This is a genomic window from Amycolatopsis halotolerans, from assembly GCF_042647905.1.
Taxonomy (GTDB): Bacteria; Actinomycetota; Actinomycetes; order Mycobacteriales; family Pseudonocardiaceae; genus Amycolatopsis; species Amycolatopsis halotolerans.
The window spans coordinates 1-17,612 of record NZ_JBHRWI010000075.1 but is presented as its reverse complement, the minus strand read 5'-3'; the positions used below and the strand labels follow the sequence as shown (position 1 = coordinate 17,612).

19 protein-coding genes are annotated in these 17,612 nt (G+C 67.7%); 9 read left to right on the top strand and 10 right to left on the bottom strand.

Annotated features, from left to right (window positions below; genetic code table 11):
- The first annotated feature begins 27 nt into the window (after window positions 1-27).
- Window positions 28-1,401: an APC family permease gene (locus tag ACFORO_RS43675; RefSeq protein WP_377876152.1), complete on the top strand. Its 1,374-nt coding sequence runs from the start codon at window positions 28-30 to the stop codon at window positions 1,399-1,401.
- On the opposite strand, the gene ACFORO_RS43670 is transcribed toward ACFORO_RS43675, so the two are convergent.
- Entirely contained in the window at window positions 1,361-2,989 is a 1,629-nt protein-coding gene (locus tag ACFORO_RS43670; RefSeq protein ID WP_377876149.1) for a thiamine pyrophosphate-binding protein, read from the bottom strand. The two genes, ACFORO_RS43675 and ACFORO_RS43670, sit on opposite strands and share 41 nt — an antisense overlap.
- Complete coding sequence (locus ACFORO_RS43665) at window positions 2,986-3,774, bottom strand: cyclase family protein (RefSeq protein ID WP_377876147.1); 789 nt, start codon at window positions 3,772-3,774, stop codon at window positions 2,986-2,988. Before ACFORO_RS43665 ends, ACFORO_RS43670 begins: the two co-directional genes overlap by 4 nt.
- Before the next feature lie 257 nt (window positions 3,775-4,031).
- Here ACFORO_RS43665 and ACFORO_RS43660 point away from each other — a divergent pair, with 257 nt between their 5' ends.
- Together ACFORO_RS43660 and ACFORO_RS43655 are read left to right on the top strand one after the other, a co-directional pair.
- Window positions 4,032-5,174 carry an aminotransferase class V-fold PLP-dependent enzyme gene (locus tag ACFORO_RS43660; protein WP_377876145.1) on the top strand — a complete coding sequence of 381 codons (1,143 nt, stop codon included), beginning with the start codon at window positions 4,032-4,034 and terminating at the stop codon, window positions 5,172-5,174.
- 9 nt (window positions 5,175-5,183) lie between these two features.
- Window positions 5,184-6,620 carry an amino acid permease gene (locus ACFORO_RS43655; protein ID WP_377876143.1) on the top strand — a complete coding sequence of 479 codons (1,437 nt, stop codon included), beginning with the start codon at window positions 5,184-5,186 and terminating at the stop codon, window positions 6,618-6,620.
- Here ACFORO_RS43655 and ACFORO_RS43650 read toward each other — a convergent pair whose 3' ends face one another.
- On the bottom strand, window positions 6,621-7,184 hold the full coding sequence (locus ACFORO_RS43650) for a TetR family transcriptional regulator (RefSeq protein WP_377876141.1): 564 nt from the start codon (window positions 7,182-7,184) through the stop codon (window positions 6,621-6,623).
- 86 nt (window positions 7,185-7,270) lie between these two features.
- Between ACFORO_RS43650 and ACFORO_RS43645 the strand changes: the two genes are divergently transcribed.
- Complete coding sequence (locus tag ACFORO_RS43645; protein ID WP_377876139.1) at window positions 7,271-7,996, top strand: SDR family oxidoreductase; 726 nt, start codon at window positions 7,271-7,273, stop codon at window positions 7,994-7,996.
- On the opposite strand, the gene ACFORO_RS43640 is transcribed toward ACFORO_RS43645, so the two are convergent.
- From ACFORO_RS43640 to ACFORO_RS43625, 4 genes are read right to left on the bottom strand one after another with little or no spacing between them, the layout of a single operon-like run.
- Window positions 7,983-8,735 carry an MBL fold metallo-hydrolase gene (locus ACFORO_RS43640; RefSeq protein ID WP_377876136.1) on the bottom strand — a complete coding sequence of 251 codons (753 nt, stop codon included), beginning with the start codon at window positions 8,733-8,735 and terminating at the stop codon, window positions 7,983-7,985. The genes ACFORO_RS43645 and ACFORO_RS43640 overlap by 14 nt on opposite strands.
- A gap of 8 nt (window positions 8,736-8,743) precedes the next feature.
- A complete protein-coding gene (locus ACFORO_RS43635; RefSeq protein ID WP_377876133.1) occupies window positions 8,744-9,592 on the bottom strand; it encodes an MBL fold metallo-hydrolase in 849 nt (282 codons plus the stop codon).
- On the bottom strand, window positions 9,589-10,404 hold the full coding sequence (locus tag ACFORO_RS43630) for an MBL fold metallo-hydrolase (protein ID WP_377876131.1): 816 nt from the start codon (window positions 10,402-10,404) through the stop codon (window positions 9,589-9,591). The genes ACFORO_RS43635 and ACFORO_RS43630 overlap by 4 nt, the downstream gene beginning before the upstream one ends.
- Window positions 10,404-10,979 (bottom strand): TetR/AcrR family transcriptional regulator, encoded by a 576-nt coding sequence (locus ACFORO_RS43625; RefSeq protein ID WP_377876129.1) that lies wholly within the window; start codon window positions 10,977-10,979, stop codon window positions 10,404-10,406. Before ACFORO_RS43625 ends, ACFORO_RS43630 begins: the two co-directional genes overlap by 1 nt.
- 104 nt (window positions 10,980-11,083) lie before the next feature.
- Between ACFORO_RS43625 and ACFORO_RS43620 the strand changes: the two genes are divergently transcribed.
- The 3 genes from ACFORO_RS43620 to ACFORO_RS43610 are packed head-to-tail and all read left to right on the top strand — an operon-like array spanning window position 11,084 to window position 13,700.
- Window positions 11,084-11,989, top strand: a complete 906-nt coding sequence (locus tag ACFORO_RS43620) for an aldose 1-epimerase family protein (RefSeq protein WP_377876127.1) — start codon at window positions 11,084-11,086, stop codon at window positions 11,987-11,989.
- Window positions 11,956-12,459 carry a GNAT family N-acetyltransferase gene (locus tag ACFORO_RS43615; protein WP_377876125.1) on the top strand — a complete coding sequence of 168 codons (504 nt, stop codon included), beginning with the start codon at window positions 11,956-11,958 and terminating at the stop codon, window positions 12,457-12,459. The genes ACFORO_RS43620 and ACFORO_RS43615 overlap by 34 nt, the downstream gene beginning before the upstream one ends.
- Window positions 12,460-12,479: 20 nt before the next feature.
- Entirely contained in the window at window positions 12,480-13,700 is a 1,221-nt protein-coding gene (locus ACFORO_RS43610) for an amidohydrolase (RefSeq protein WP_377876123.1), read from the top strand.
- A 41-nt stretch (window positions 13,701-13,741) separates the two neighbouring features.
- On the opposite strand, the gene ACFORO_RS43605 is transcribed toward ACFORO_RS43610, so the two are convergent.
- Window positions 13,742-14,350, bottom strand: a complete 609-nt coding sequence (locus ACFORO_RS43605; RefSeq protein WP_377876121.1) for a Uma2 family endonuclease — start codon at window positions 14,348-14,350, stop codon at window positions 13,742-13,744.
- Window positions 14,351-14,459: 109 nt separating this feature from the next.
- On the bottom strand, window positions 14,460-15,257 hold the full coding sequence (locus tag ACFORO_RS43600; RefSeq protein WP_377876119.1) for an NmrA family NAD(P)-binding protein: 798 nt from the start codon (window positions 15,255-15,257) through the stop codon (window positions 14,460-14,462).
- A gap of 67 nt (window positions 15,258-15,324) precedes the next feature.
- On the opposite strand from ACFORO_RS43600, the gene ACFORO_RS43595 reads away from it, so the two are divergent.
- Window positions 15,325-15,687, top strand: a complete 363-nt coding sequence (locus ACFORO_RS43595; RefSeq protein WP_377876117.1) for a winged helix-turn-helix transcriptional regulator — start codon at window positions 15,325-15,327, stop codon at window positions 15,685-15,687.
- Here ACFORO_RS43595 and ACFORO_RS43590 read toward each other — a convergent pair.
- Window positions 15,684-16,829, bottom strand: coding sequence for an acyl-CoA dehydrogenase family protein (locus ACFORO_RS43590; RefSeq protein WP_377876115.1), 1,146 nt, complete (start codon window positions 16,827-16,829; stop codon window positions 15,684-15,686). The two genes, ACFORO_RS43595 and ACFORO_RS43590, sit on opposite strands and share 4 nt — an antisense overlap.
- Before the next feature lie 104 nt (window positions 16,830-16,933).
- Here ACFORO_RS43590 and ACFORO_RS43585 point away from each other — a divergent pair, with 104 nt between their 5' ends.
- The gene (locus tag ACFORO_RS43585) at window positions 16,934-17,521 is read left to right on the top strand and encodes a TetR/AcrR family transcriptional regulator (protein WP_377876113.1); all 588 of its coding nucleotides are present in this window, start codon (window positions 16,934-16,936) and stop codon (window positions 17,519-17,521) included.
- Window positions 17,522-17,612: the final 91 nt, after the last annotated feature.

Sequence of the window (17,612 nt, the reverse complement as noted above, 5' to 3'; positions counted from 1 at the left end):
TGTCCGGACAAGGCACATTAACCGCCCATGACGGACGTGAGCGAGGGCACAGCCAAGGTCGCCGAGCCGGCGCTGCTGCGGGTCATGGGCCCGAAACTGCTGCTGTTCTTCGTGGTCGGCGACATCATCGGCACCGGCGTGTACGCGCTGACCGGGCAGGTCGCCGGACGCGTCGGCGGCGCGTTGTGGCTGCCGTTCCTGCTGGCGTTCGTGGTCGCGTTCATGACCGCGTTCAGCTACCTCGAACTGGTCGGCAAATACCCGCGCGCGGCCGGCGCGGCGCTGTACACGAACAAGGCGTTCGGGGTGCCGTTCCTGACCTTCATGGTCGCGTTCGCGGTGATGTGCTCCGGGATCACGTCGGCGTCGTCGGCGGCTGTCGCGTTCGGCGCGACCTATCTCGCGGCATTCGTGAAGCTGCCGACGGTGCTGGTCGGCATCGCCTTCGTGGTGCTGCTGGCGCTGATCAATTTCCGCGGCATCGGCGAATCGGTGAAGGCCAACGTCGTCCTCACCTGCATCGAGCTGTCCGGCTTGCTGATCATCATCGGCGTCGGCGTGTGGGCGGTGCTGAACGGCGACGGCGAGCCGTCCCGGCTGGTCGAGATCGACACCGCGGACAAGACGTGGCTGGTCGCCATCTCCTCGGCGACGTCGCTGGCGTTCTTCGCGATGGCGGGCTTCGAGGACTCGGTGAACATGGCCGAGGAATGCCATGACCCAGTGCGGATTTTCCCGCGCGCGATGCTGTGGGGCATGGTCATCGCCGGGACGATCTACGTGCTGGTCTCGGTGACGTCGTCGCTGCTGGTCCCGGCCGCCGAACTCGCTGGCGCGAAGAGCGACGCGCTGCTGAAGGTGCTCGACGTTGGCGCGCCGGGATTCCCGCGAGAAGTCTTCTCCGCCATCGGCCTGTTCGCGGTGATCAATTCCGCCTTGATCAACATGCTGATGGCGAGCCGGTTGTTGTACGGCCTCGCGAACGAACGCGTCCTGCCGCCGGTTTTCGGCCGCGTGCACCCGACTCGCCGGACGCCGTGGGTGTCGATCATTTTCACCAGCGTCATCGCCGTCGGCCTGGTGTCCTTTGTGGACATCAGCGCGCTCGGCGGCACGACCGCGTTGCTGCTGCTCGTGGTGTTCGCCATCGTCAACATCGCGCTTCTGGTGCTGCGCAAGGACAAAGTGGCGCACAAGCACTTCCGCGCGCCGACGGTGCTGCCGGTGCTGGCCGCGGTGTTCTGCCTGTACCTGGTCAGCCCGCTGTCCGGCCGCCCGGCGCAGGATTACCAGGTGGCTGGCATCCTGCTGGCCGTGGGCGTCCTGTTGTGGGTGGTGAACGTCCTGGTGAAGCGGGCGCTCAGTGGTGCGTCATCGCGGCCTGGAGCCACCAAGCGCTGAACCCGGCGATTTTCGCGTCGACCACCAGCGGGCGGTCGAGCCCGGCGGCGACCCGGGTCGCTACCTCGTCGAGGTCTTCCTCGGCGCGGACAGTGACCGCGTCGCAGCCGTAGCCGCGGGCGATGGCGGCGATATCGGTGTCGGGGAAGGTGACTGTGTCGGCGGGATGTCCGCCGGGTTCGAAGAAGTACACCTCGGCACCGTAGGCGTGGTCGTTGTAAACGACGATCAGCATCGGGAGCTTCAGACGTACGACGGTTTCCAGTTCGGCGATGCTCATCAGGAACCCGCCGTCGCCGCACGCCGCGACGGGGAAGCGGTCCGGCTGGGCGAGCGCCGCGCCGATCGCGGTGGCCAGTCCGAGTCCGATCGACTGGAAGGCCTGGGTGAAGCAGAAACCGTTCTCGTCGGGGACGTCGAGGTACATCGTGGGGTAGCCCATGAAGTTCCCGGAATCGACGCCGACGACGCGGTTGGCTGGAATGAGGTCGTCCAGCGCGGCGGATAACGTTCGCGGGTCGATGACGTCGGCGGTCCCGGCGTCGTCGTGTTGGTTGTCGCGCCAGCGGATCTCCCGGCCGATTCGGGTTTTTAACTCTTCGCTGCGGTATCCATTATGGACTTCGATCAGCGAGGTTGCCGCTGCGGCGGTACCGGCGACATCGCCGACGATTCCGAGGTCGACCGGCCGGTTCCGGCCCAGTGCGGCGGACTCGAGATCTACTTGCACAAGTGTCGTTTCCGGTGAGAGCAACCGGCCATGCGCGGTGGTCCAGTCGTTGAGCGCGGAACCCCAGCCGACGACGACGTCCGCGCCCTGGACCAACTCGGTCGTCAGCGGAGACGAGAACCCGCCGGACACCCCGATCGCCCACGGCTCGCCAGTGAACAGTCCTTTCGCGACCGCGCCCTCAGCGAGCAGCGCGCCGCAGCGGTCAGCCAACGCGACGAGTTCTGTCCGAGCCGCACGGGAACCGCGTCCGCAAAGGAATACCGGACGCTCGGCCTTCTGCAGAATTGAAGCGAGAGCCTCCACTTCCGCCTCAGCGGCGCGCGGCTGAGGCAACGGCGAGATGGGGGCCAGATCATCGAGAAGGCTTTCCTCGAAAGGCTCAGCCTGCACGTCCAGTGGGAGTCGCAAAAGGACAGTCCGCCGATCCCGTCGCGCTTGAGTGAACGCGCGCCGCACATCGGCCAACGCAGTTTGCGCGGACCGAACCAGGATGCTGCCCGCTCCCACCGACCGGGCAAGCACGTCCTGGTCGATGTGAAAGTTCGACAGCGGATCCGTCGCCTCGCCGGTGACGATGACCAGCGGCGTCCGGCTCTTCGCCGCCTCGCCGATCCCGGTGGTCGCGTTGCCGAGCCCGCAGCCCTGATGCACCGACACCGCCGCGACCTCGCCGCTGCACCGGGCGTAGGCGTCGGCCATCGTGGTCGCGCCGCCCTCGTGCCGGGCCGCGACGAACTCAGCCCCGCCCTGGATCAGGCCGTTGGTGAAGTGGAAATTCCCGCTCCCGACAACGCCGAACGCTTTGCGGACGCCGAATCGGGCCAGCGCGATCCCGACGGCTTGTGCGACGTTCACGCCTGTACCACCGCGAGCACCCGCGCCGGGCTGCCGGTCCCGCCGACGATCGGCAGCGGGCAGACCACGACGAGCGCACCGGTCGGCGGCAGCGAGCCGAGATTCTGCAACGAGGTGATGCCGTACTTGTCCGCGCCGAGCAGGTGGTGGTGCGCGGGCATCGGCGGGTCCAGCACGAAGCCGTTCCCGGCGTCGATGCCGACGGTTTCCACGCCGTAGCCGGCGATCGGCGTTTCCTCGGCGAGCCACTTCGCCGCTGCCGCCGAGATGCCGGGGGTGTGGCTGGCACCGTCGGAGAAGTTGAGGAACGCGTCGCGGTCTCGCGCGTACTGGTCCCAGCCGGAGTGCACGAGCAGCCAGCCGCCCGGGCGCAACGGACCGTGTTCGGCTTCCCAGGCCTGGATGTCGGCTATCTCCAGCAGAAAGTCTGGATTGTCGGCGACGCGCGCGGAGATGTCGAGGACGTGCGCGGGCCCGATCAGCCTGCCGACCGGCAGCTCCGAAACGTCGGCGCCGTCGCGGTTGGAGATCCAGTGCCGCGGCGCGTCGAGGTGGGTGCCGATGTGCTCGCCGGTGTGGATGTTGTTGTGCCGCCACAACGGTCCGGAGTCGTCGAACTCGCTGACCGATTCGAGGCTGAAGTCGATCAGGTTCGCGAACGGCTCGGGCAGCTGCAGCGTCGGGGTGGCGGCGCTGAGCTTGTTGGTGAGGTCGACGACCCGCAGCCGGCCCTCGGCCAGCTGGGTCAGGAGCTGGTCGACCGCGGTCTCGGCGGGGATGCTCATCGGTGCGTCCTCTCGGTCGCGGGGCGCGCTATTGCGGATCCTTGACGGTCGTTGACAGTGCGGAAGGCCATATCTACAGTACCGGTTTCAACAGCACTGACGGAATAGCTGCCGAAGATCAGTCAGAGTGAACACGGAGCCTCGACCAGGGCTTCCGGAGCCGCGAGGCCGCCGGGACGGAGCATCGACGCACGGTGCTCGCGTCGTTACGGTGGCGAACGGACCGGTCTCGCCCGCCAGTTACGGAACGGAGTGTCGTGACCGACCAGCCCAGCCCAGCCGCTTTCCGGGCGCGTTTCCCTGCCCTCGCCGACTCGGTGCACCTCGCGAGCTGCAGCCAGGGCGCGCTCTCGGACGCGCTGACCGCGGAGCTTTTCGAGTTCCAGCACACGATCCGCGAATACGGGGCGCCGTGGGACAAATGGATGGTGAAGGTCGCCGAAGCACGGGAACTGTTCGCTCAGCTGATCGGTGCGGACGCCGACGACATCGCCGTCGTGCCGTCCGCGTCCGAAGGGGCGTATCAGGTCGCGTCCACCCAGGCATGGTCGCCGCGCGCGGGAATCGTCACGACTGACCTGGAATTCCCTTCGCTGGGCCATGTTTGGCTGGCGCAGCAGGGACGCGGCGCGGACGTTCAGTTCGTCGCTCAGCACGACGGCCTGGTCGACACCGAGGATTACGCCGCGCTCATCACCGAGCAGACGCAACTGGTGTCCGTCCCGTTGGTCAGCTACGCCAACGGTTTGCGGTTCCCGGTGCGCGAAGTTGCCGCGCTGGCCCGGGAAAAGGGCGCGCGAAGCTTTGTCGACGCCTATCAGGGCCTCGGCGTCGAGCCGGTCGACGTCGCCGAACTCGGCTGCGACTATCTCGTCAGCGGAAGCCTGAAGTACCTGCTCGGCATCTCCGGGATCGCCTTCCTCTACGTGCGGCCAGGCGTGCGCGACGAGGTTTCCCCGCCGCTGACCGGCTGGTTCGGCCGCACGAACCCGTTCGAATTCGACCCGCGGCACCTCGACTATCCCGAGCACGCCCGCCGGTTCGAGACCGGGACACCGTCGATCCCGTCCGCGTACGGCGCGGTCGCCGGCCTGAAGTTGTTGCACCAGTTGGACGCGCACCGCGTGCGTGACCACATTGGAGGGTTGACCGGGCAGCTGCAGCAGCGGTTGCTCGACGCTGGGGAGCGGCTCCGGTCCCCGCTGGACGACGCGCGGCGCGGTCCGCTCGTCGCGCTGGCCGACCGGGATCCCGACGCGCTGGCGGCGTTCCTCGCCGGGCGGCGGATCGTGTGCAGTGCCCGCGGCGACGTGCTGCGGATGTCCTTGCACTACTACAACGTCGAGTCCGATCTCGACGCCGTCGTTGCGGCGATCGCCGAGTACCGGGCGAGCCAGTAGGGAGCAGACATGGCCGAGTCCCCGTCCCCGAACCGGTTGCAGCGGAGGCTGCGCGGCAGGCAGTTGACGATGATCGGAATCGGCGGGGCCATCGGCACCGGCCTTTTCCTCGGCTCGAGCCTGGCGATCTCGCACGCGGGACCGGGCGTCGTGCTCGCCTACGTCCTTTGTGGACTCGTCGCGCTGGCGATCTCCTGGGCGCTGGCCGAAATGGTGGTGGTGCACCCGGCCGCGGGCGCGTTCGGCAGCATCGCGCAGAAGTACCTCGGCGCGGGCAGCGGGTTCGTGGTGCGCTGGGCGTATTGGGCGATGCAAGTGATCGCGATCGGCGGCGAGACGATCGCGGCCGGCGTGTACGTCCAGTTCTGGTGGCCGCAGATACCGTTGTGGGTGCCGGTCGCGGTGTTCTCGCTGCTGGTGATTGTCGTCAACGGCGCGGCGGTGCACATTTTCGGCGAGTTCGAGTACTGGTTCGCGATGATCAAGGTCTGCGCGATCCTGGTGTTCGTCGCGCTCGGTGTGATTCTCGTGTTCTTCGGCCTGCCGAAGGCGCCCGCGCCCGGCTTGACGAATCTCAGCGCGGGCGGCGGATTCCTGCCGAACGGCGTGTCCGGGCTGTTGCTGGCCATGGTGTTCGTGCTGTTCAGCTATATCGGCACCGAGGTGGTTTCGGTGACTGCGGCCGAATCCGAGAACCCGACTCGCGACATCCCGCGCGCGGCCCGGGCGATGGTGGTGCGGCTGGCGATTTTCTATGTCGCGGCAATGCTCATCGTTGTCTTGGTAGTGCCGTGGACGGTCACCGGTGAGGGCGGTTCGATCACCGCCAGTCCGTTCGTCCGCGTCTTCCAAGCCGCGGGCGTTCCGGCGGCGGCGACGATCATGAACTTCGTGGTCCTGACCGCCGCGTTGTCGAGCGCGAACACCAACCTCTATCTCACCACGCGCATGCTGCATTCCCTTGCCGAGCACCGATTCGCCCCGTCCTGGGCAGGACGGCTGACCAGGTCCGGAGTGCCGCGCAACGCGCTCGTCCTGTCCACCGCGGGTCTGGTGATCGCGACCATTCTGTCCAAGAATTCCGACTCCAACGCGTATCTCGTGCTGTTCGGCATTTCGATCTTCGCCGCGCTCGTGGTGTGGATGATCATTCTGGTGACGCACTTGGCGTTCCGGATCCGCCGTCGCCGGGCCGGGCTGCCGCCGTCGCCAGTGCGGCTGTGGGGTGCACCGGTGGTGAACGTCGTGGTGATCGCTTTCCTAGCCACCGTACTGATTTCGACGTTCTGGATCGAAGGCCTCGACCCGGCGTGGAAGTTCGGGATTCCGTTCTTCGTCGTGCTGGTGGTGGCTTATCTGGTGCTGAAGGCAACCGGGCGCACGAAGCAGGCCGCGGAAGTGGAATTGGAAGACTCTACGTTGGTCGAGGTGCGCGAAAAGGCGTAGTCACGGGGTCAGGTGGGCGGCGAGTTCGGCTGCCGCCTCCTGTACCTGCGTAGCGAAATCCGTGTCCGCAGGCTGATCGGACCATCGCTCGAACGCGGTTTGGAACACCGCGGTGCCGACCTGCGCGAGCATCTTCGCACTCGATTCGGTCGCGCCTCGTTCCCGCAGCGCTTCGACGACTGCTTCGGTGACCGCCGCCAGCTTCGTCCGCTCGCGTTCCTGCAGTTCCGGGCTGGACGCGATGACCGCGCGCCGTTGAGCGGCCTGCGAAACCAGGCCAGCGAACAAATCGCCAGCGGCGACCAATGCGGCCAGCAGTGCTTGAAACGGTGGCAGCGCGGGGTCGGCGTGCCGGACAGCGTCGGCCATCGCGTCCGGGAGCTGCTCTGACCCGGCGAACAACACGTCGCGCTTGTCCGCGAAGTAGCGCGAGAAGGTGCGACGGGTGAGCCCGGCGCGCGCGGTGATCTGCGTGACCGTGGCGTTCTCGTAGCCGTGCTCGGTGAACAGCTCCAGCGCGGCCGCGCGGAGCCGCTCCTTGGCTTCCGGATCCCAACGCGGCATGCGGTGATCTTAGCAGTGATGACACAGTGGGTCATCACTGCTACTGTTGATGTCTCACTGAGTCATCAACCTCGAGAGGGTCGATCATGTCTTTGCTTGACCAGCGGGTTGTCGTCATCGGCGGCAGCTCGGGCATGGGATTGGCGACCGCGCGGGCTGCGGCGGAGGCGGGCGCGTCCGTCACGATCGCGTCGAGTGGCAAGGAACGGCTGGACGCGGCGCTCGCCGAATTGCCGGACAGCTGCGAAGGATTCGTCGCCGACGTACGCGACGAAGCGAACGTCGCGGCCCTGTTCGAGCACGTCGGCCAGTTAGACCACCTCGTGTACACCGCAGGTGACGCGCCGCATCAGCAGCCGCTCGTCGACCTGTCGCTCGATGACGCGCAGAGCGGGTTCTATGTCCGTTACTGGGGCGTCGTGAGCGCGGTGAAGCACGCCGCGCCGCGGATTCGGCCGGGCGGTTCGATCGTGCTGACGTCCGGGATCGTCGGCGTCCGCCCGATGCCCGGCGCGGCGCTCGCGGCCGGTTCCGTCGGCGCGGTCGAGGGATTGGCGCGCGGACTGGCCGTCGACCTGGCCCCGGTGCGGGTCAACACAGTCCGCCCGGGGCCGGTTCATACGCCGATGTGGGACGGGCTGCCGCAACCACAGCTGGACGCGATGGTCGCCGCGTTCACCGAACGGACGCTGACGAAATCGGTCGGTGAGGCGGACCAGGTCGCGGCGACCAATGTGTACTTGATGGAGAACAGTTTCGTCACCGGCGAGGTGATCACCGTCGACGGAGGTTTTGTGCTTACTGGAAGCTGACCTGCTCGCCGGGCTTGAGCAAATGCAGCCGGTCCTCGAGGCCAGCCTGGGCGAAAGCCGGACGGAGAGTACCCGGGCCCTGGGTGAAATGCGCCCAGTGCTCGAAGTGCAGCGGGACGACCTGGCGCGCGTTCAGGATCCGGGCCGCCTCGGCCGCGCCGTCGCTGGGCAGGGTGAGGTACGCGTCGCCGACCAGCGGTGTCTGAGCCCCGCCCGCGAAGAGGACAGCGATGTCGATCCGCTCGAAACGCTCGGCGATCTGCCGCACGACGTCGAGCGAAGCGTTGTCACCGCTGACGTAAACGGTCGGCTGGCCTTCGCTTTCGAGCACGAAACCGGTGACTTCGCCGACGAGATGCTCGCTGCCGTCGGGCCCGTGCTGCGCGGGAACTCCGGTGACGCGGACGCCGCCGAGGTCGTAGGACTCCCAGTTGGCCAGCGCCCGGACGGGCTCGCCGATCCGTTCCCTCGCCGAGGCGGTGGACAGGACGAGCGGGGCGTCGAGGGCGTACTTTCGCCCCGCCGCGTCCAGGTTGTCGGGGTGCTGGTCGTGGGAGAGCAGCACCGCGTCCACCTCGCCGACCTCCGCCGCGGCGACCGCGGGACCAGCGGTTTTCGCCAGCTTGCGGGTGCCGATCGGGTAGTCGCCGGGGGCGTCGAACGTCGGGTCGGTGAGCAGGCGGATCTCGCCGTGCTCGATGAGGGCGGTCGGGCCGCCGACGTACCGGATACGCGTCATGCGGGTACTCAACTCGCGGAGGGTTGCGCGGTATTCCGGCGCAGCGCCTGGAATTCGACCGGGCTGTGCGCGCTGAACACCGAGACCTCGTCCTGCTTCTCCCGGGCGAGGGTCCGCAACCGGGCGAGGTTGGCGCGGCGGGTGGCCCCGTCCATCTGGTTGATCGCCTCGAACACGCGCATGCCCGGCGGGCAGTGCGGGCTCACCGGGGCGACTTCGCCGTGGAAGAAGTACGCGTCGCCGGCGTGCAGGAGCCAGCCGTCGCCGGTGTCGACCGCGACGCCGGAGTGGCCGTGCGTGTGGCCGGGCAACGGGACGAGCAGTATTTCCGGCGGCAGGCCACGCAACGGTTGCACGGCGTCGAAGCCGAACCACTTCTCGCCGGCCTCGTCGTAGGTGCTCCACAGTGGACTGTGCGCGAATTGTTCGGCGCGGTACCGCGTTTTCTCCGGGAAGCTCTTCGGGTTGTCCGCGGCGCGGCGTTCGGTGGTGCGGACATGCACTGTGGCGTCGGGGAAATCGGCTAGACCGCCGGCGTGGTCGACGTCGAGGTGAGTCATCACGATGTGCCGGACGTCGGCGGGGTCGTGGCCCAGCGCGCGGATTTGCGCCACGGCGGTCTCTTCCATGGTCGGCTTCGCACCGACCATCGCCATGAACGGACCGCCGAGCCAGCGTCGCGATTCGGTGACGCCGCGGGTGCCGAAACCGGTGTCGACCAGCACGAGCGAGTCGGCGGTCTCGACCAGCAGGCAGTGCGCCACGATCGTGCTGCGCCGCAGCATCCCGGGGCGGCCGTCGAGCGCCTTGCCGCCGAGCGGGCGCATCGTGCCGCAGTTGAGGTGGTGCACCTTCATACCGTGCTCCTCTCGCTGAGCCGGACGAAATCGGTCAGGTCGTGCGAGGCGAACACGGTCACCTCGTCGGCGTGGTCCCGGCGCAGTTCGCGCAACCGGCGCTGGTTCTCGCGCCGCGGCCCGGGCAGCGTCTGGACCCGCCGTTCGAACATAGCCAATCCGGGCGGGCAATAGGAATCGGTGTCGATCTCCTGGTGGAAGAAATACGCGTCGCCCGCGTTGAGCACCCAGCCGGACCCGGTGTCGACAGCCACCCCGGCGTGGCCGACAGTGTGCCCGGAGAGCGGCACGAGCGCGACGCCCTCGACCCCGTCCAGTTCGCGGACCGCGTCGAGGCCGAACCAGCTGTCCCCAGCGTCCGAATAGGACTTCCACTGTGGACCGTGGCGGAACTGGACGTCGCGGTACCGCGGGTTTCCGGTGCGGTAGGCGTCGAGTTCCTTGCCGTAGACGTGCACGCGGGCCTGCGGGAAGTCGACGAGCCCGCCGGCGTGGTCGAGATCGAGGTGGGTGAGGACGATGTCGCGGACGTCAGCCGGGTCGAACCCCAGCGCGCGGATGCGGCTCAGCGCGGTTTCGCTTTCGTCCGTCAGCGGGTTCGACGTGCGCAGGAAGCGCGGGCCGAGCCAGCGCGCGGCGTCGGTGACGGTGGGCGAACCCATTCCGGTCTCGATGAGGGTCAATCCGGTGCCGGTTTCGACCAGCATGCAGTGGCAGACAAGGGTGGCTCGGCGCAGCAGCCCGGGCTTTCCGTCGACGAGCTTGCCGCCGATCGGGCGCATGGTGCCGCAGTTGAAGTGGTGTACCCGCATTAGGCGAACTCCCGTTCGACAGTGGTGTGCAGATGGGCGGCGACGGCTTGCAGCGGCGAGGTGTCCCGCCGGGTGCGTGCGAGCAGCAACGCGCCTTCGATCGCGGAAAGCACGATGGTCGCCAGCGAAGCAGCGCGTTTTTCGGGAAGACCGCGCTCGGTGAAGTAAGCGGAAATGCCGCGCAGCCAGCCTTCGTAACCCTGGTCGCAGGCGGCGCGGATCGGCTCGCTGTCGGCGGCTTCCAATGCGACTGTCGCGATTGGACAGCCGCAGCGGAAGTCCGATTCGGACAGTGAGGCGGCCAATGCGGCAACGATGAGGTCGATGGCGGTGGCCGGATCCGGTGCGGCAGCGGTGATTTCGCGGAACTGCCCGGCCAGCCGCTCCCCGGAAAGCTGTACCGCCTCGGCGGCGAGTTGTTCCTTGCCGCCGGGGAAATGGAAGTACAGCGAACCCTTCGGGGCCCGGCTTTCGGACACGAGCTGCGTCATCCCGGTGGCGTGATAGCCCTGGGTGCGAAACAGCTCAGCCGCCGATTCGAGCATCCGGCGGCGCGTGTCGGTGCGGTTGACCATGGGCCCACCGTAGCTCAAACTATGACGACCGGTCTAGTTAGTTTCGAGCTCTGTCAGTTTCGAGCGCTGCCCGCGCGGCGCGGCCGATCGGTAACCTCAGCGCCATGGCGAACCCCACCGGAGAGCAGTTCGAGATCACCCGCGGCAACGCGCGCGCCGTCATCACCGAGATCGGTGCCGGGCTGCGCGCGTTCGAGATCAGCGGAGTGCCGTACGTCGAGACGTTCGCCGAGGACGAGAAGCCGCCGAAGGGGCTCGGCCAGGTGCTGCTGCCGTGGCCGAACCGGACCAAGGGCGGCAAGTGGGAGTTCGAGGGCGAAGAGCAGCAGCTGGAGATCACCGAGGAGGCGCGCGGCAACGCCATCCACGGCCTGACCCGGCACCTGGAGTGGGAGCTGCTGGAGCACGCCGAAACGTCGATCACGCTCGCCATCGACGTCGAGGCGCAGCCCGGCTGGCCGGTCCCGCTGCGCGCGACGATCACCTACGACCTGCAGCCGCGCGAGCTCGTCATCACGCACGAGATCCGCAATGAGGGGGAGAAGCCGATCGGCGTCGGCGTCGGGACCCACCCGTACTTCCGGATCGGCGACGCGCCCACCGACGAACTGACCCTCACGCTGCCCGCCACGCGGGTCCGGCCGTACGAGGGCGACCAGCAGATGCCGTACGCGGACGAGCAGGACGTCGAGGACACCGAGTACGACTTCCGCCAGGGGCGTGTGCTGGAAGGCGTTGACCTGGACACCGCGTTCGGCGGGCTGGAGCTGGCTGCCGACGGCACCCACCACCACGTGCTGTCCCACGGCGATCGGCAGCTGGTGGTCTGGACCGGTCCGGACTTCCGCTGGGTGCAGGTGTTCACGCCGGACGACCTGACCGGCCGCGGCCGCGCGGTGGCGATCGAGCCGATGACCTGCCCGGCGGACGCGCTCAACACCCGCACCGACCTGATCGAACTGGAACCGGCCACGTCGTGGACGGGCAGCTGGGGAATCCGGGTCCCGTGAAACTCGAACTGCTGACCGACGCCGACGCGGGTGAGTTGCTGACCCTGCAGCAGGCCGCGTACATCACCGAGGCGCGGGCACACCAGAACTTCGACCTGCCGCCGTTGCTGGACACCCTCGACCACGTGCGCGCGGCCATCGCCGACCCGTCGATCACGGTCTGGGGTTTCCGCGACGGCGGCCGGCTGGTGGCGAGCGTGCGGATGCGAGTGGACGGTCGCGTCTGCGAGATCGGCAGGCTCGTGGTGGCACCGGATCGGCAAGGCGAGGGACTCGGTACCGCGCTGCTGGCGGCCGCGGAGGAGGCGACCCCGGCGGAGGTGACGGTGTTCCGGCTGTTCACCGGCGAGCGTTCGGCCGGGCCGCTCTATTTGTACCGAAAGCTCGGTTACCGCGAGACGCATCGCTCGCCGGAAGCGGGCTATCAGTTGGTGCACCTCGAAAAACCCCGGATGCGCGAACCCGGGTGAGTTCGTTAGCGTGTCAAACTATGGCTTACAAGGCGATTGTCGGGGGCTATGTGGTCCCCGTCGGCGCCGCTCCGATCGAGGGCGGCACTGTGCTCATCGAAGACGGCCGGATCACCCAAGTCGGGGCTGAGGCCGACGTCGAGGTGCCGGAGGACGCGGAGCTGGTGGACGCGTCCGGCAGCTGGGTCCTGCCGGGATTCATCGACGCGCACGCGCACCTCGGCGTCCATGAGGACGGCGAAGGCTGGGCGGGCAACGACACCAACGAAATGACCGACCCGAACGGCGCGCGCTTCCGCGCGGTCGACGGGATCGACCCGTACGAACCGGGTTTCGACGACGCGCTGTCCGGCGGCGTCACGAGCGTGGTGATCAAGCCGGGGTCGGGCAACCCGATCGGCGGGCAGACCATCGGCGTGAAGACGTGGGGCCGGTCCATTCTGGACATGATCTTCGCCGAGCACGTGAGCGTGAAAAGCGCGCTGGGCGAGAACCCGAAACGGGTTTACGGCGAGAAAAAGGTCACGCCGTCCACGAGGCTCGGCGTGGCCGCGATCCTGCGCGAGGCGTTCACGAAGGCCCGCAATTACCAGGCGAAGCGCGACCACGCGCTGGCCGAGGGCAAGCCGTTCGAAACGGACCTGACCAACGAAACGCTGGCGAAGGTCCTGGACGGCGAGCTGTACTGGGACCAGCACGTGCACCGCGCCGACGACATGGTGACCGCGATCCGGCTCGCCGACGAATTCGGCTACAAACTGGTGATCAACCACGGCACCGAAGGCCACCTGATCGCGGACCTCCTGGCCGAACGCGACGTCCCGGTGATCCTCGGCCCGCTGTTCACCACGAAGTCCAAGGTGGAACTGCGCAACCGAAGCCTGCGCTCGGCGGGGATCCTGGCGCGGGCAGGGGTTCGTATTTCCATCACCACTGACCACCCGGTCGTTCCCATCAACTTCCTGGTGTACCAAGCCGCTTTGGCGGTGAAGGACGGCCTGGACCCGGAGACCGCGCTGAAGGCACTGACGCTGCACCCGGCGCAGATGCTCGGCCTGGACGACCGGATCGGCACCCTGGCACCCGGTTTGGACGCGGACGTGGTCCTGTGGTCGGGCGACCCGCTGGACGTGATGAACCGCGCGATGCGGGTGTTCGTGCGGGGCCAGGAGGTCTACCACTTCGACGAGACGACCGGCGAGGGCGTGTCGGCGGATCGGCGGTACCGGGAAACTCGCTGATGCCTTGGTTGAGGCGGCCCGCCAAGAGCTGGCGGGGTGCCTCAATCGAACAGCGTCGTGAGGTCGAGTTCAGCCGTGAACGGCTCTGTGGTGCGGAATTTCCCCGTGACAGCTGGGGCGTCCTGGTAACCGAGTTCCCCGGCTTGGTGACAAGCGACGAGGGAGACCGGATTGCTGAGATCGACAATCCAGTAGAACGGGATTCCGGCGTCGGCATACTCGTCGTGCTTGGTGACGTAGTCGGTGCGCTTCGAGCCGGGTGAGACGATCTCGATCACCACGACAACCTCGTCGGCGCGGAACATCGCCTGCTCTCGATCCACCCGTTCGTTGGCTTCGCGGTAGGTGATGGTGGCATCGGGACGACGGGCCGAACCGGCTTCGCCGGGCGGTGCGAATCCTAGGTCGATGTCGACGTCAAGGTTGAAATCGAGGTTGGCCGGAAGCTGCGGCTCCAGCGCTTGGACGATCCGATAAGCCGCCTTGTTGTGGCGTCTTGACGGACTGGGTGACATCACGAGGCGGCCCTCCACGAGCTCGGTGAAGCCGGAGTCGGTTTCACCGAGGGCCGCGTATTCCTCGATCGACAGCAGGTGATCCGGGATCTCCCAAGGGAATTCACCACGCGTCGGCTCGGGAAGTGCTGTCACAGCGTCTCCTCACGTCACCGGCATTGTCTCACGCCTGCCGTGAGACTGTCAGTAACCATATCGACACGGAGAGCCATGTTTCGCCGCCGGGTTGATCATGCTCGGCTCTCTAGGAGCAGTAGTCCGCCAGGAACGCCCGCAACCCCCGCGGCGCACCACCGGTGACCGCGGCGAAATCCCCTGAGAGCCAAGCCCCGTCCCCCTGCGCGAGCAGTTCGAAAACCTGCGCGTTCGACCCCGCCTCCGGCACCCCGTTCGACTCCATCACCGCGCGATGCTCTTCGGCCGAGATCCGCCGATACTCCACCGGGCGGCCGGTCGCCGAAGCCCATTCCCGCGCCACCTCGGCGAACGTGACCAACTCCGGTCCGGTCAGCAGATACGTCCGCCCGGCATGCGCCGCCGGATCAGTCGCGATCGCCGCGGCCACCGCCGCGACGTCGCGGGCGTCGATCATCCCGATCCGGCCGTCGCCCGCGGAGCTCGAAAAGCCGCCGGTTCCGGCGATCTCCGGGGCGAGGGCCAGCAGATTCTGCATGAAGAAGTTCGGCGCGAGCAGCGTGTACTCCATTCCCGACGCCTTGAGGTGCGCGTCGATCCGCGCGTGCTCCCGACGCCGGGCGACTGGCGAATCGTCGACAGCCTTGTGGTTGGTGACTCGCACGACGTGCCGCACCCCGTGCGCGACCGCGCGATCGAGGACCGCGATCTGCGCTGCCACAGCGGGGCCGATCAGCAGGAGCGTGTCGACGTCGCGCAGGGCCGCGTCCAGGGTGTCCGGCCGGTCGAAGTCACCGATCACTTCGTCGGTGCCGCCCGACGGGGTGCGGACGAGCGTGCGGACCGGTCCGAGCAGTCGGACAGCTTCGCGGCCGATTTTGCCGGTGGCTCCGGTAACCAAGATCATGCGAGAAATACTGCTCGCCACCGGTATCGTTTGTGAAGAAGGCACCTCGACGATCTATAGGTACCCAATGGATACCAAGTATGCGAAAGCGTGCCCGTCGCGCACCGCGATGGACGTGCTGGCCAACAAATGGACGCTCTACGTCCTCGGCCTGCTCCGTCAGTACGAGCGCCCGTTGCGGTTCACCGAACTGCGCCGCGGCGTCGAGGGAGTGACACAGAAATCGCTCACCCAGGTGCTGCGCAACCTCGAACGCGACGGGCTGGTCAGCCGCACGGTCTACCCGACGATTCCGCCGCGCGTGGAGTACGCGCTGACCGATCTCGGCAGGGACGTCGGCGCGTTGACCGGCGCGATCGCCGACTGGTCGAAAGCCAACGCGGGCCGCGTCCATGCCGCCCGCGCGGCTTATGACGACAGAAAAGACTAGGCGTTCTTCAGCGAACGCGCGATCACCATCCGCTGAATCTGGTTCGTCCCCTCGAAGATCTGCGGCACCTTCGCCTCCCGCATGTACCTCTCCACCGGGAAGTCCTTCGTGTACCCCGCACCGCCGAGCACCTGGACCGCGTCCGTCGTCACCTTCATCGCGCCGTCCGTCGCCACCAGCTTCGCGATCGACGACTGACGCTGGAAGTCCAGGCCGCAGTCGCGACGGCGAGCGGCGTCCAGGTAGGTCGCACGGGCCGATTCGACCGTCGCCGCCATGTCGGCCAGCAGGAACTCCATGCCCTGGAAATCCGCGATCGGACGCCCGAACTGGGTGCGCCCCTTCGCGTACTCCACGGCCTCGTCCAGCGCGGCCTGCGCCAGGCCCACCGCGCAGGCGGCGATCCCGAGCCGACCGGAACTGAGCGACGACAAAGCGATCTTCAGGCCAGCGCCCTCGCCGCCGATAAGACGGTCGGCCGGAACGCGGGCGTCCTCGAACAGCATCTGCGCGGTGGGGGAGCCGGTGAGGCCCATCTTCCGTTCGCGCGGGGCCGCCGAGAGGCCGGGGGTCGACGAGTCGACCAGGAGACACGAGATGCCGTGGCCGCCGTCCTCGCTCGTGCGGACCATCGTCGTGTAGAAGTCCGCGACGCCGGCGTGGGTGATCCACGCTTTCGTGCCATTGACGACGTACTCGTCCTCGGAAAGCCGCGCGCGGGTGGACAGCGCGGCCGCGTCCGAGCCGGCCTGCGTTTCAGACAGGGCATACGCGCCGAGCAACGAGCCGCCCAGCATGTCCGGCAGCCAGCGGTCCTGCTGTTCTTCCGTGCCGTAGTGCGCGAGCGCGAAACAGGACATCGTGTGCACCGACAGCCCGACACCGACGCTCATCCACGCGCCCGCGATCTCCTCCAGCGCCTGCAGGTAGACCTCGTACGGCTGCTCGGCCCCGCCCCAGCGCTCCGAGTACGGCAGCCCCAGCAGGCCGGACTTGCCCATCAGGGCGAACAGGCCGCGCGGGAACTTCTCGGCCTCCTCGTCGGCCGAAGCACGCGGTTTCAGCTCGTCACGGGCGATTTCCGTGACGAGCGAGAGCAGGTCTTCGGACTCCGGCGTCGGCAGCAGACGGTCGACCGGCATGGTTCCTCCCAGAACGCGGTGGTACTGAAAACAGTACTAACGGCTGATTAAGAGTACCGTATGCGGAGCGGGGCTGTCCCTGATCGGTAGGAGATAGTGACGTGATGTCCACCCCTGAAGCCCGTCGCCGTCCCACCGCGCGGCAGCAAGCCCTGCTGCGCGAGCTTGAGGCGTTGTTCCTGGCGGAGGGCTTCGCCGGCTTCACGCTCGACGACCTGGCCGCCCGGCTTCGCTGCTCGAAGTCGACGCTGTACGCGCTAGCGCCGAGCAAGGAGCAGCTCGCTGTCAAGGTCGTCGCGCACTTCTTCCGCGACGCCGCCGAACGCCTGGAGAAGCGGATCGCGGGAATCGCCGACGCGCGCGAGCTGATCGGCGAGTACCTCTCCGGAGTCTCTGAGCACCTGAACCGGGCGTCGCCGGAGTTCATGGCCGATATCGCCGCGTTCGCGCCCGCCCGCGACACCTATCAGCTCAACAGCCGCGCCGCCGCGCGCCGGATCCGCGCGTTCATCGACAAGGGCGTCGCCGACGGAGTGTTCCGCGACGTGCACGCGCGGCTCGTGGCCGAAATGACCGGACTGATCATCGAGGGCATTCAGACCGGCGTGCTCGGCCGCCGCACCGACGTGTCCGACGCGGAAGCGTTCACCGCGCTCGGCGAACTTCTGCTCGGCGGTCTCGACAAGAACTGACCGTCCGTGAGGGGAACCCTGAGGGAATCAGAGTCTGAACTGGCCCCCGAAAGTTGGACTGGCTGAGTAGAGGTTAGGCCGTGAGGGCCTG

Bases quoted from the DNA above. Each gene is read 5' to 3' on its own strand.
- ACFORO_RS43665 (WP_377876147.1), bottom strand. From the start codon at position 3,774: ATGAGCATCCCCGCCGAGACCGCGGTCGACCAGCTCCTGACCCAGCTG.
- ACFORO_RS43655 (WP_377876143.1), top strand. From the start codon at position 5,184: ATGGCCGAGTCCCCGTCCCCGAACCGGTTGCAGCGGAGGCTGCGCGGC.
- ACFORO_RS43625 (WP_377876129.1), bottom strand. From the start codon at position 10,979: ATGGTCAACCGCACCGACACGCGCCGCCGGATGCTCGAATCGGCGGCT.
- ACFORO_RS43620 (WP_377876127.1), top strand. From the start codon at position 11,084: ATGGCGAACCCCACCGGAGAGCAGTTCGAGATCACCCGCGGCAACGCG.
- ACFORO_RS43630 (WP_377876131.1), bottom strand. From the start codon at position 10,404: ATGCGGGTACACCACTTCAACTGCGGCACCATGCGCCCGATCGGCGGC.
- ACFORO_RS43600 (WP_377876119.1), bottom strand. From the start codon at position 15,257: ATGATCTTGGTTACCGGAGCCACCGGCAAAATCGGCCGCGAAGCTGTC.
- ACFORO_RS43675 (WP_377876152.1), top strand. From the start codon at position 28: ATGACGGACGTGAGCGAGGGCACAGCCAAGGTCGCCGAGCCGGCGCTG.
- ACFORO_RS43585 (WP_377876113.1), top strand. From the start codon at position 16,934: ATGTCCACCCCTGAAGCCCGTCGCCGTCCCACCGCGCGGCAGCAAGCC.
- ACFORO_RS43645 (WP_377876139.1), top strand. From the start codon at position 7,271: ATGTCTTTGCTTGACCAGCGGGTTGTCGTCATCGGCGGCAGCTCGGGC.
- ACFORO_RS43640 (WP_377876136.1), bottom strand. From the start codon at position 8,735: ATGACGCGTATCCGGTACGTCGGCGGCCCGACCGCCCTCATCGAGCAC.
- ACFORO_RS43590 (WP_377876115.1), bottom strand. From the start codon at position 16,829: ATGCCGGTCGACCGTCTGCTGCCGACGCCGGAGTCCGAAGACCTGCTC.
- ACFORO_RS43650 (WP_377876141.1), bottom strand. From the start codon at position 7,184: ATGCCGCGTTGGGATCCGGAAGCCAAGGAGCGGCTCCGCGCGGCCGCG.
- ACFORO_RS43610 (WP_377876123.1), top strand. From the start codon at position 12,480: ATGGCTTACAAGGCGATTGTCGGGGGCTATGTGGTCCCCGTCGGCGCC.
- ACFORO_RS43595 (WP_377876117.1), top strand. From the start codon at position 15,325: ATGGATACCAAGTATGCGAAAGCGTGCCCGTCGCGCACCGCGATGGAC.
- ACFORO_RS43635 (WP_377876133.1), bottom strand. From the start codon at position 9,592: ATGAAGGTGCACCACCTCAACTGCGGCACGATGCGCCCGCTCGGCGGC.